This is a genomic window from Rheinheimera metallidurans (assembly GCF_036983985.1).
GTDB classification, from domain to species: domain Bacteria; phylum Pseudomonadota; class Gammaproteobacteria; order Enterobacterales; family Alteromonadaceae; genus Alishewanella; species Alishewanella metallidurans.
This window is the reverse complement of the sequence record NZ_JALAHQ010000002.1, coordinates 600,071-612,176: the sequence shown is the minus strand read 5'-3', so window position 1 is coordinate 612,176 and position 12,106 is coordinate 600,071. Positions and strand designations below refer to the sequence as shown.

11 protein-coding genes are annotated in these 12,106 nt (G+C 43.1%); all 11 read left to right on the top strand.

From position 1 onward, the window contains the following. Positions 1-8 precede the first annotated feature (8 nt). Positions 9-926: a dTDP-4-dehydrorhamnose reductase gene (gene rfbD / locus MN199_RS08215; RefSeq protein ID WP_335739055.1), complete on the top strand. Its 918-nt coding sequence runs from the start codon at positions 9-11 to the stop codon at positions 924-926. Between the two features lies 1 nt (position 927). After that, positions 928-1,470: a dTDP-4-dehydrorhamnose 3,5-epimerase gene (gene rfbC / locus MN199_RS08210; protein ID WP_335739054.1), complete on the top strand. Its 543-nt coding sequence runs from the start codon at positions 928-930 to the stop codon at positions 1,468-1,470. A gap of 30 nt (positions 1,471-1,500) precedes the next feature. Continuing rightward, positions 1,501-2,904 (top strand): mannose-1-phosphate guanylyltransferase/mannose-6-phosphate isomerase, encoded by a 1,404-nt coding sequence (locus MN199_RS08205; RefSeq protein ID WP_335739053.1) that lies wholly within the window; start codon positions 1,501-1,503, stop codon positions 2,902-2,904. 94 nt (positions 2,905-2,998) lie between these two features. Continuing rightward, positions 2,999-4,165, top strand: a complete 1,167-nt coding sequence (locus tag MN199_RS08200; protein ID WP_335739052.1) for a nucleotide sugar dehydrogenase — start codon at positions 2,999-3,001, stop codon at positions 4,163-4,165. A gap of 84 nt (positions 4,166-4,249) precedes the next feature. Beyond that, positions 4,250-4,474, top strand: a complete 225-nt coding sequence (locus tag MN199_RS08195) for a nucleotidyl transferase AbiEii/AbiGii toxin family protein (protein ID WP_335739051.1) — start codon at positions 4,250-4,252, stop codon at positions 4,472-4,474. A gap of 183 nt (positions 4,475-4,657) precedes the next feature. Beyond that, positions 4,658-6,118, top strand: a complete 1,461-nt coding sequence (locus MN199_RS08190; protein ID WP_335739050.1) for an MBL fold metallo-hydrolase — start codon at positions 4,658-4,660, stop codon at positions 6,116-6,118. 206 nt (positions 6,119-6,324) lie between these two features. After that, entirely contained in the window at positions 6,325-6,699 is a 375-nt protein-coding gene (locus tag MN199_RS08185) for an endonuclease domain-containing protein (RefSeq protein ID WP_132584217.1), read from the top strand. Between the two features lie 163 nt (positions 6,700-6,862). After that, positions 6,863-8,125 carry a UDP-N-acetyl-D-mannosamine dehydrogenase gene (gene wecC / locus MN199_RS08180; RefSeq protein WP_335739049.1) on the top strand — a complete coding sequence of 421 codons (1,263 nt, stop codon included), beginning with the start codon at positions 6,863-6,865 and terminating at the stop codon, positions 8,123-8,125. Positions 8,126-8,290: 165 nt separating this feature from the next. After that, entirely contained in the window at positions 8,291-9,226 is a 936-nt protein-coding gene (gene galU / locus MN199_RS08175) for a UTP--glucose-1-phosphate uridylyltransferase GalU (protein ID WP_132584213.1), read from the top strand. A 52-nt stretch (positions 9,227-9,278) separates the two neighbouring features. Next, positions 9,279-11,201 (top strand): polysaccharide biosynthesis protein, encoded by a 1,923-nt coding sequence (locus MN199_RS08170; protein WP_335739048.1) that lies wholly within the window; start codon positions 9,279-9,281, stop codon positions 11,199-11,201. A 2-nt stretch (positions 11,202-11,203) separates the two neighbouring features. Continuing rightward, positions 11,204-12,106, top strand: a complete 903-nt coding sequence (locus MN199_RS08165) for a glycosyltransferase (protein WP_335739047.1) — start codon at positions 11,204-11,206, stop codon at positions 12,104-12,106.

The following is a 12,106-nucleotide window of genomic DNA, read 5'->3' as shown; positions in this document are numbered from 1 at the left end:
ATCCCCTTATGCATCTAAACGCAGCGCATTATAATATTGTATTACTTGCTACTAACGGACAGTTAGGCTTCGAGTTGGCACAATATTTAACCGCAGTAGGGCGCGTTTATTGCTTAAACCGTGCTGATGTAGATTTTGTAAATGTTGATGTGTTGTTAGCACGTATCGCTGAATTTAAACCTGATATTATTGTTAACGCTGCGGCATGGACGGCGGTAGATGAAGCCGAGACAAAGCCGCACGCTGCTTATCTTATGAATGTTGCCTTACCTTCTGCACTGGCTACACTAGCGGAGCAATGCGGGGCGTGGTTAGTGCACTACTCTACAGATTATGTGTACTCGGGTAATGGCACTGCAGCATGGCAAGAAACCGACGTGACTAGCCCGTTATCGGTATATGGCCGTACTAAACTTGATGGCGATAATGCGGTGCAACAACACTGCGATAAGTATTTAATTTTTCGCACTAGTTGGCTATATGCCGCGCGTGGCAATAACTTTATGCGCAGCATGCTTAAACTGGGCATGCAGCATGAAAGCCTACGCGTTGTGAGCGATCAAATAGGTGCGCCGACACCAGCCAAACTTATTGCACAAACGACTATTTCAGCATTGCAGCAAGCACTACAGCATGGGCATAAACTAAGTGGTATTTATCATTTGGCTACCAAAGGGGAAACCAGTTGGTACGGTTTTGCTCAAGCCATTTTTTCGTTGGCTATACAGCAGGGAATAGCCTTAAAGTTAAACTTACAGCACTGCTACCCAATAAATACTCTGCAATATGCCGCCGCTGCAAAACGGCCACTTAATTCGCGATTAAATACCACTAAAATTGAACAAACATTTAATATTCAGTTACCTAGCTGGCAAAGCCAGTTAGCGTTAACGTTTGTTGAATGGCAACAAATTCAGGGGCAGTAAAGTGCAAGTAACGAAAACGTCATTAGCTGATGTGCTGCTGCTAACGCCTAAGATATATAAGGATGCACGTGGCCATTTTTTCGAAAGCTTTAATCAGCAAGAGTTTCATCAACAGGTTAGTGGCTTTGACTTTGTTCAGGATAACCAGTCACGCTCAGTTAAAAACGTTCTGCGCGGCTTACATTATCAAATTATTCAACCGCAGGGAAAGTTAGTTAGCGTATTGCATGGTGAGATTTATGATGTCGTTGTTGATTTACGCCGCAGCTCTGCGCAATTTGGCCAGTGGACTGCTAATATCCTGTCTGCAGAAAACCGTCAGCAAATATGGGTTCCGCCGGGGTTCGCGCACGGCTTTTTAGTGATGTCAGAGTATGCTGATGTATTTTATAAGACGACAGATTTCTATAGCCCAGCGGGTGAGCGCAGTATTTGCTGGAACGATCCACAACTTGCAATAAATTGGCCTGAAACCATGCAAATAATCTTGTCAGAAAAAGATCAGCGGGCATTGCCGTTTTCTGCTGCAGAGTATTACGACTAGCACAAATAACTATAGCGCTAAGGGGTAAACATGATCTTGCCTGTTATTTTGGCTGGTGGCACAGGTAGCCGATTATGGCCTTTGTCGCGTGACTTAATGCCAAAGCAGTTTTTAACGCTGCATGGCGAACACACTATGTTGCAAACCACTATTTTGCGCCTAGCTGGTATAAAAACCTTACCGCCTTTAGTAATTTGTAACGAAGAACACCGTTTTATTGCCGCCGAGCAGCTAAGACAAATTAGCCAGCTTGATCATAATATTATTTTAGAACCCACTGGGCGTAATACTGCACCTGCTATTGCGCTTGCTGCTTTTACCGCGCTTAAACAGGGCATTGACCCATTGTTGCTAGTGTTAGCCGCAGATCATGTTATTGCCAATAATACGGAGTTTATCAAAGCCTTGGCGCAAGCTGACGTGTTGGCGAACAACAATAACTTAGTGACTTTTGGCATAGTGCCTACCGCAGCTGAAACCGGTTATGGCTATATAAAGCGTGGTGCGGCATTAGGTGATGCTTATAGCGTGGCGCAGTTTGTGGAAAAACCCAATTTAACTACCGCCCAGCAGTATTTTGCTAGCGGTGATTACTACTGGAACAGCGGCATGTTTATGTTTAAGGCCAGCGTGTATTTAACTGAGCTAAAACAGCATCGACCTGATATATATATCGCCTGCGAGCGCGCAATGGCTGACGTAAACCCAGATTTAGATTTTATTCGCGTTAATTATGATGCTTTCATAGCCTGCCCAAGTGATTCAGTAGATTACGCAGTAATGGAAAAAACCCGCGCGGCAGTAGTAGTAGCAATAGATGCCGGCTGGAATGATATTGGTTCTTGGGCATCGATATGGGACATTAGTGCAAAAGACAGTGTCGGTAATGTGCATAAAGGCGATGTGCTGGATATTGATGGTAGCAATAACTATGTGTTTGCTGAAACTGGCTTAGTTGCCACCGTGGGTTTAAGCAATATTGTGGTGGTACAAACTAAAGATGCGGTATTAGTAGCAACAAAAAATAAAGTACAAGCTGTAAAAGCTATAGTGCAGCAATTAAAAGCAACAGGGCGCAGTGAGTATAAAATACACCGCGAAGTATACCGACCTTGGGGCAAGTACGAGGCAATTGATAGTGGCGAGCGGTATCAGGTAAAGCGCATAACGGTAAAGCCGGGTGAGAAGTTATCTATGCAGCTGCATCATCACCGTTCTGAACATTGGATCGTGGTTTCAGGCATGGCAAAAGTAACACTTAATGGTACTGAAACCTTACTTTATGAAAACCAGTCAATCTATATTCCTATTGGCGCGGTGCACGCACTGGAGAATCCCAGTAATATGCCGCTAGAAATTATTGAAGTGCAAACTGGGGCGTATTTAGGTGAAGACGATATTGTTCGGCTTTCTGATCGTTATGGTAGGGTTTAAAAGGCTGTGAATAATTTCGCTCTTAACTTTTCGTTAAGCTTTGCTACTGTAGCATGGCGATTCGTTGGTATAAGCTACTAAAATGGATGGAAAAATGAAAATTACTATTGCTGGTACGGGTTATGTTGGTTTATCTAACGCCATGTTACTGGCGCAGCATAATCATGTTGTTGCTATAGATATTGTGCCGCATAAGGTAGCGTTATTAAATGACAAGAAATCGCCCATTGACGATAAAGAAATTACTGACTTTTTACAGAATAAAAACTTAAGTTTCACCGCAACGCTCGATAAACGGCTAGCTTATGCCGATGCTGATTTTGTTATTATTGCCACACCAACCGATTACGACCCACAAACCCATTATTTTAATACCAGTAGTGTTGAAGCGGTAATTGCTGACGTATTAGCTATTAACCCAACAGCGGTAATGATAATTAAATCAACCGTGCCAGTGGGTTACACTAAAAGTGTACGTGAAAAATTTAACTGCGAAAATATCTTGTTTTCACCGGAATTTTTACGTGAAGGCCGCGCATTATATGACAATTTATACCCAAGCCGGATAATAGTTGGCGAACAAAGCGAACGTGCTAAGCAGTTTGCAGCGTTACTGCAACAAGGCGCAATAAAGCAAGATGTGCCGGTATTGTTTACTGATAGTACTGAGGCTGAAGCGATAAAGCTGTTTTCTAACACTTATCTTGCAATGCGGGTGGCGTATTTTAATGAGCTGGATAGCTACGCTGAAAGCCATGGCTTAAATTCACGGCAAATAATTGAAGGCGTCGGCTTAGACCCGCGTATTGGTAACCATTATAACAACCCTAGCTTTGGCTATGGCGGTTACTGCCTTCCTAAAGATACCAAGCAGTTATTGGCGAATTATAAAAATGTACCGAATAACATTATGCAGGCTATTGTTGATGCTAACCGCACTCGTAAAGATTTTATTGCTGAATCTATACTGTCGCGTAACCCTAAGGTAGTGGGCATATTTCGCTTAGTAATGAAAACCGGTTCAGATAATTTTCGCGCCTCTGCTATTCAAGGCATTATGAAGCGCATAAAGGCCAAGGGTGTAGAGGTAGTAGTATACGAACCTGAGCTTGAGCAGGAGCATTTTTACCACAGCCGAGTAATACGTGATTTAGCTGAGTTTAAGCAATACGCCGATGTCATAGTGGCGAATAGACGCAGCGATGCTTTAGCTGATGTAGATACTAAGGTGTATACCCGCGATTTATTTGGTAATGACTAGCCTAACTGGACATATAACCAGCGCTGGTGTATGTTTTGTAGCGTAAATAGTCGCTGTTTTCAGAACCAGCTAATTGCAAGTAGCTTGAAAAACTTTAATAGCGATTACCTTAAACAACACAATATTTTATTTGGTGGTGGCACCCGTATTGCGCTTGAAATTAATGAGTATCGTGAATCGGTAGATATTGATTTTTTGTGTGGTGATAAAGCCGCTTTCCGTGCTGTACGTCAGCAAGTGACGAGTAATAGTCTTGGTAATTTAGTTAACACGCCATTTAGTTATGCTAGAGATATTCGGTGTCAGTAGATGCCAACTATTTTACCCACTTTATTTTACCAAACTGCCGTAAATTATTAGCGCTATGCTAGATTTTCTCACCTTATTTAATCAAACGTCGGTATCTTTATTACGTTTATACTCTCCGCTCATGTTACTAATTTGAATTTAATTTGTTAGCATTTAGCTTCGCTTAGTTTCTGGAGTGACAGCATGTCTAGCATATATTCAAGCCCGAGATTTATTCACCACGGTGCGGTAGATGGCGTTACAGGCTCTTGTCATGAATACCGCATTAGTGACGATTATGGCCTGCTGATTGATTGCGGCTTATTTCAAGGCGCTGAAGTATCTGGTTCTGGCTCGTCGAGTTCACCACAAATTAATTTTCCTGTTACGCATATTAAAGCGCTCATTGTTACCCATGTGCATATAGACCATGTGGGGCGTATTCCGTATTTATTAGCTGCCGGTTTTACTGGGCCAATTTATTGCACAGTAGCATCGGCTACCTTACTGCCATTGGTATTGGAAGATGCCCTTAAAGTGGGTGTAACCCGCGACACTAAGCTTATTGCCGCTTTTTTGGCTAAAATTAACCGGCAGCTAGTGGCGTGTGAGTTTAAGCAATGGGTTAATTTACCTGTGCTAGCTGATGCTAATTTGCAACTGCGTTTGCAACCAGCGGGGCATATTTTAGGTTCGGCCTATGTAGAGCTGCGCCACAACGTACCAACTAACAGCTCAGCTAGTAAACCAACAAGCAAACCGTATAAAACCGTGTTTTCTGGTGATTTAGGCGCACCTTACGCACCTTTACTGCCCGCACCTAAACCGCCGTATGCGGCTGATACGGTAGTAATAGAAAGCACCTATGGCGATAGGCTACACCCCAATAGACGCGAGCGAGTTAAACAGTTAGAGCAGGTATTACTGCATGCCTTGCAAGATAACGGCACGGTGTTGTTTCCGGCTTTTAGTATTGGCCGTACCCAAGAGTTGTTATATGAGCTTGAAGCCATTATGCACCGGCTGCGCGGGCAGAAAATTCATCAAGCACTTAGCTGGGACGAGCTACAAATTATTGTCGACTCACCCTTGGCTGCACGTTTTACCGACGCTTATAACAGCTTAAAATCGCGCTGGGATAAAGAAGCTAAACACCGTTTAAAAGTAGGCCGGCATCCACTTAGCTTTGAGCAGCTGCATACTGTTGACAGCCATGAGCAGCATTTAGCCTTGGTGCAATACTTAGCCAGCACCCGCCAACCAGCAATTGTTATTGCCGCGAGTGGTATGTGTGAAGGCGGCAGGGTAGTTAATTATTTAAAAGCATTATTGCCAGACGCCGTGCACCAAGTGGTGTTTGTTGGTTATCAAGCACGCGGTACCTTAGGTGCGGCTATTACGCAATATGGCCCCAAAGGCGGTTATGTTAATATCGACGGCGAGCGTATAACCATTGGCGCTGAAATTATTAGCTTATCTGGTTATTCGGCGCATGCCGATCAACAAGGTTTATTACGCTTTGTGCTAGGCATGAAAAAACTGCCACAGCAAGTGCGCATTGTGCACGGCGATGATAGTGCTAAAGCCACACTGCAAAAGTTGTTGCAGGAGAAAGGGGTGAATGCGAATCTCCCCCTTGCCCCACTTTACGAAAGAGGGGGGTAAAGCCTCCCGAATCTCCCCCTAACCCCCTCTTTACGAAAGAGGGGGAAAAATAAAGCCTCCCTTTATAAAGGGAGGTTTGGAGGGATTAGGAGGTTTGGAGGGATTAGGAGGTTTGGAGGGATTAGGAGGTTTGGAGGGATTAGGAGGTCTGGAGGAATTAGGATGTTTGTGTGGATTAGGCGGTTCGGCGAAATTGGAGGGATTGTATGCTGCCATATAATAAAAACCTGAAAGCATTTTCTCGCACGTTACGTTCTAACCAGACAGACGCTGAGCTCATACTGTGGCACGCGATACGAAAAAAACAGTTGTGCGGTATGCAGTTTTACCGGCAAAAACCAATTGCTGGTTATATAGCTGATTTTTACTGCGCTAAGGCAAAACTAGTTATTGAACTTGATGGTGAAATACATGACCATGCAAATGCACGTGAATATGACGCTATACGAGATAATATAATGGCTTCACTTGGTTTGACAGTGTTACGATTCTCTAATCGAAAAGTGACAACAGATTTGTTGTCAGTGTTGAAAGAGATCAGGTTTAATCTCCTAAATCTCCCCCGTACCCCCTCATTATGAAAGAGGGGAAATAAAGCCTCCCTTTATAAAGGGAGGTTTGGAGGGATTAGAGGGATTCGAGTAAAATGTTATATATTTCTTTTATTGTATGCAATTTCATTCGGTTTATATTCAGCCAGACGCAGTATGCTAACCCTCTTACGCTTATCTTTTGGAGTTCTTCATGATGTTTAAGACATTATCGGTTATTGGTTTGGGTTATATCGGTTTACCTACTGCTGCTGTTTTCGCTTCACGTAAAGTACGGGTGTATGGTGTTGATGTTAATGAAAATACCGTTTCAACCATAAACCGTGGTGGCATTCATATTGTAGAGCCAGACTTAGATATTATTGTACGAGCGGCAGTTACTGAAGGCTATTTGTCCGCGTCTACTAAGGTATCTGCTGCTGATGCCTTTATTATTGCCGTACCGACACCGTTTAAAGAAAATCATGTTGCTGATTTAACCTATATTGAAAAAGCCTGTCAGGCATTAGCGCCGGTATTAGAACAAGGCAACTTGGTTATACTCGAATCGACTTCTCCAGTTGGGGCCACAGAAAAAATAGCGGAATGGTTGGCGATAGCGCGGCCTGACTTAACCTTTCCACAAAGCCATGGCGAAAGTTCAGATATTCGCATTGCGCATTGTCCAGAGCGGGTATTGCCGGGCCATGTATTACGTGAATTAGTGCAAAATGACCGCGTTATCGGTGGTATGACACCGGCATGTTCGGCTGCAGCCGTAGCACTTTATAAAACCTTTGTTAAAGGTGACTGTGTTATTACCAATTCGCGCACGGCCGAAATGGCAAAGTTGACTGAAAATAGTTTTCGCGACGTTAATATTGCCTTTGCTAACGAGCTATCGATGATTTGCGACAAGTTAGATATTAATGTGTGGGAGCTTATTTCATTAGCTAACCGCCACCCAAGAGTCAATATTTTACAACCTGGCGCCGGTGTAGGTGGCCACTGTATTGCTGTCGACCCATGGTTTATCGTTGACTCATGCCCTGATCAAGCGCGTATTATTCGAATGGCTCGCGAAGTAAACGACAGTAAACCAGAGTGGGTATTAGATAAAGTAAAACAGCAATTGGATGTGTGGCATAAAGCCAACCCAGATGCTGGCCGAAGTCATGCCAAGGTTGCGGTATTGGGTTTGGCGTTTAAACCTGATATTGACGATTTACGTGAAAGCCCAGCCTTAGATATTGCTCTTGAGCTAGCCGATACTGGCTGCCAACTGTTGATTGTCGAACCCAATATAACTGCTTTACCCAAACAGTTTAGCCAGCCCGAGGTAGTATTAACTGACGTACGCAGTGCATTAGACGCCGATATTATTTGTGTGTTGGTGCGCCATAGTGCATTTAGCGTAATAAAACCTGAATTGGCTAACCATAATGCCGTAGTTGATGCGGTTGGCTTGTTGCGTTAATAGTTTTAGCACCGAGTTAACGTTAAGGCATGATGGTTAGGGTTAATCTGGTCATATAGTTGCCAATGAATCAACTTATGCCTAGCGTTGTCTTTTTTATAACTGGGCATTAATGCTAATATAGCGGGTTATATGGACGAACGGGTAATACGAGGACGTAAAAATATGACCAGTAACAATAAAGTAACCAAAGCGGTGATTCCAGTGGCAGGGTTAGGCACTAGAATGCTGCCAGCTACGAAAGCCATTCCCAAAGAAATGCTACCTGTAGTAGATAAGCCATTAATACAATACGTGGTGCAGGAATGTATTGCTGCGGGTATTAAAGAAATTGTACTGGTAACGCACTCGTCAAAAAACAGTATTGAAAACCACTTTGATAAAAGCTTTGAACTTGAGTCAATGCTAGAAAAGCGGGTTAAGCGCCAACTTTTGGATGAAGTGCAGGCTATTTGCCCAAAAGACGTCACCATTATGCATGTGCGCCAAGGCGAAGCGAAAGGGCTAGGCCATGCCGTGTTATGTGCCAAGCCATTGATTGGCGATGCGCCCTTTGCAGTGGTACTACCCGATGTATTAATTGATGGTTATGACAGTAACCTAAAACGCGATAACTTAGCGCAAATGTGTGCATTATTCAGCGAAACCGGTGTTAGTCAGGTGATGGTTGAACCAGTGCCAATGGAAAGTGTTAGTAGTTATGGTGTTGTTGATATAGGCGGCCATAATTTATTGTCGGCAGATTCTGTTAATATGACCGCCATCGTTGAAAAGCCCGCAGTGGAAGACGCACCATCAAATCTTTCTGTGGTGGGGCGTTATGTTTTTACACCGCTGATTTGGGATGCGTTAAAACATACGCCAATGGGTGCCGGTGATGAAATACAGCTAACAGATGCTATTGCGATATTGATGAAACAGCAGCATGTGAATGCTTACCATATTGTTGGCCGTAGCCATGATTGTGGTAATAAACTTGGTTATATGCAGGCATTTGTTGAATATGGCTTGCGTGATATTAATTTAGGCCCGAAATTTCAGCAGTGGCTTAATAAGTTAATTGCCGCCAATCTTGCGGATAACGGTGAAATGCCTAATTAGCTGTTATAATAGCGTCACTGCAATATATTGCTAAAAATACTTGGAGCTTTAAATGCTAGCTTGGTTACTAGCCTTGCCGCGTTCGGTTAAGCGGCTAATTTCAGTTTGTGCCGATATAGTTTTACTAGTTTGCTCATTAGTAGCAGGTTATTTTTTAACTCAGCAAACTAATTTAAACCACGTACCGCAAATTGCACTAGCTTTTGCTATTACATTGCCAATAACGTTGTTTATTTTCACTAAATTAGGTTTGTATAGAGCAGTTATTCGCTATATCGGCCAACATGCACTAGGTGCAGTGCTAGCGGGGATAGTCAGTAGTACATTTATTCTTGCATTATTGTTTGGTTTATTTCAGATCCACGATAAAGGCAACCTTATTTTTGTTTATGCTATTTTAGCGCTAGTGTCATCTGGCGGTTTACGTTTATTGGCACGCATGTTTCTGGTACAACGCAATAATGGCTATAAAGAACGAGTTTTAATTTATGGAGCAGGTTCATCGGGTAGGCAACTAGCACAAGCATTAATGAATGGTGAACAGTATCACCCGGTAGTCTTTGTTGATGATGACACGACATTGCATCGTTCTACTATATTAGGCATGCCGGTTGGTGCACAAACCCAAATATCTAACTTAATAAAAACCCACAATATCAACCGAATTTTGCTGGCAGTGCCATCGGCAAGTCGAGCAAGACGCCGAGAAGTATTGGATGCGCTAGAAGAGCTGCCAATTCCAGTACAATCAATACCTGGAATGAGTGATTTAATCGATGGCTCAATGCGTATTGATGAATTACAAGACGTAAAAATAGAGGATTTGCTAGGCCGTGACTCGGTGGCACCGAAAAATAAACTAATGTTAGCTAACATTGCTAATAAGGCGGTCATGGTTACTGGCGCTGGCGGTTCTATTGGTTCAGAGTTATGCCGGCAAATTATTAAATATGAACCCAAAGTACTAGTACTATTTGAATGTTCAGAGTTTGCGTTATACAGCATTGAACAGGAGCTTGCTGCGTTAATCAAGTTGCAACAATTAGATATTAAGTTGGTTCCTATTATGGGATCGGTGAGACGGCAGAGTTTATTAGAAAATGTCATGCGCGCATTTGGCGTACAAACTGTTTATCACGCTGCGGCGTATAAACATGTACCCTTAGTTGAATTTAATGTTACTGAAGGCGTGCTTAATAATGTTTTTGGTACGCATTGCGCGGCCGAGGCGGCAATTAACTCTGGTGTTGAAACCTTTGTCTTAATTTCTACTGATAAAGCCGTACGGCCAACCAACGTTATGGGTGCAACTAAACGCATGGCTGAGCTAGTGCTTCAGGCCCTATCACAGCGTCAAAGTAGCACGCGGTTTTGTATGGTTAGGTTTGGTAATGTGCTGGGTTCAAGTGGCTCTGTGGTGCCGTTATTTCGCGAGCAAATTCGCCGTGGCGGCCCTATCACCGTAACCCATAAAGATATTATTCGCTATTTTATGACCATACCCGAAGCCGCACAGTTGGTTATTCAGGCCGGTGCTATGGGACAGGGCGGTGATGTGTTTGTGTTAGATATGGGCGAGCCGGTTAAAATAGCTGATTTGGCGCGAAGAATGGTGCATTTGATGGGGTTAGAAGTAAAAGATGATGTGCACGCCAGCGGTGATATTGAAATTCAATTTACTGGCCTAAGGCCAGGCGAAAAACTGTATGAAGAACTTTTAATTAGTGGTAACGAGCAAGAAACTGATCACCCGCGGATTATGAAAGCAAACGAAACGGCATTAAGCTGGAGTGCAATGCAGCAGTTATTGGGCATGTTAAAAACAGCCTGTAATAACTACGACGTTGAGGCTATTCGCCAGCTATTACTAAATGAGCAAGTTGCATTTATGCCCTCTGACGGCAATTGTGATCTCGTAGCTAATGAACATTTATCAATAGTTAGCCATGAACTACCGCGAATTAAGGCAGTTTAGTTTTGTCATTAAAATCTGCTGCAATACACTCAGAATTGTTAGAGCAACAGCCATTAGTTACTGTATACATAGCGACTCAAAATCGTCCGGAGCTTTTGGCGCGCGCGTTAAATAGCTGCAAAGGACAAACTTACCCTGCGCTTGAAATAATCGTTGTGGATGATGGCTCTAACGCTGAAAATGCCAAGCAAAATGCGCGACTAACAGCAGAGTATCCACAAGTTAAATACATTAAATTGGATCAACCTAGTGGTGCACCTTTCGCAAGAAATACGGCAATTAATCTTGCCAAGGGTGAGTTTATTACTGGGTTAGACGACGATGACGAATTTAAGCCTCAGCGCATTGCTGAATTTGTACAATATTGGTTTAGTAGAAATGATTGTGCTTTTTTGTGTACCGGCTATACCGTTATAACTGAGCAGCACCGAATATTTAATTATGGCGCGCGAGCGCGTCCAATAAACTATCAACAGTTATTATACGCTAATGTTGTCGGCAACCAGCTATTCACACTAACTGATACATTACGCGCCATTAATGCGTTTGATATAACCCTGCCGAGCTGTCAAGATTATGACACCTGGTTAAGGCTCTCAGCTGCTTTTGGTAACGGCTATCGCATTAAAAGCACCAGCTATATTTTGCATCAAGAACATGAGGCTGGGCGTATTTCAACCTCAACTAAACGCGAAGCGGGTTATCTACAGCTACTAGACAAACATCGTAAATTTATGACATCTAGTCAATTAGCGAGTCATCAAGTTAATCTTGCTTTACATAACGGCAAGGCTTTCCCTTGGCGGTCATTTCTTCGCTTGCCGCTAACCCAATGTTTAACAGTAATTAAGACGTTATTAGTAAAACGAGCCTGGAGTTTACTTATTTTTAGCCGAGGACGATAA

Excerpts from the sequence above, each read along its gene's own strand:
- rfbD (WP_335739055.1), top strand. The coding sequence starts at position 9 with ATGCATCTAAACGCAGCGCATTATAATATTGTATTACTTGCTACTAAC.
- MN199_RS08205 (WP_335739053.1), top strand. The coding sequence starts at position 1,501 with ATGATCTTGCCTGTTATTTTGGCTGGTGGCACAGGTAGCCGATTATGG.
- MN199_RS08200 (WP_335739052.1), top strand. The coding sequence starts at position 2,999 with ATGAAAATTACTATTGCTGGTACGGGTTATGTTGGTTTATCTAACGCC.
- MN199_RS08190 (WP_335739050.1), top strand. The coding sequence starts at position 4,658 with ATGTCTAGCATATATTCAAGCCCGAGATTTATTCACCACGGTGCGGTA.
- MN199_RS08185 (WP_132584217.1), top strand. The coding sequence starts at position 6,325 with ATGCTGCCATATAATAAAAACCTGAAAGCATTTTCTCGCACGTTACGT.
- wecC (WP_335739049.1), top strand. The coding sequence starts at position 6,863 with ATGATGTTTAAGACATTATCGGTTATTGGTTTGGGTTATATCGGTTTA.
- galU (WP_132584213.1), top strand. The coding sequence starts at position 8,291 with ATGACCAGTAACAATAAAGTAACCAAAGCGGTGATTCCAGTGGCAGGG.
- MN199_RS08170 (WP_335739048.1), top strand. The coding sequence starts at position 9,279 with ATGCTAGCTTGGTTACTAGCCTTGCCGCGTTCGGTTAAGCGGCTAATT.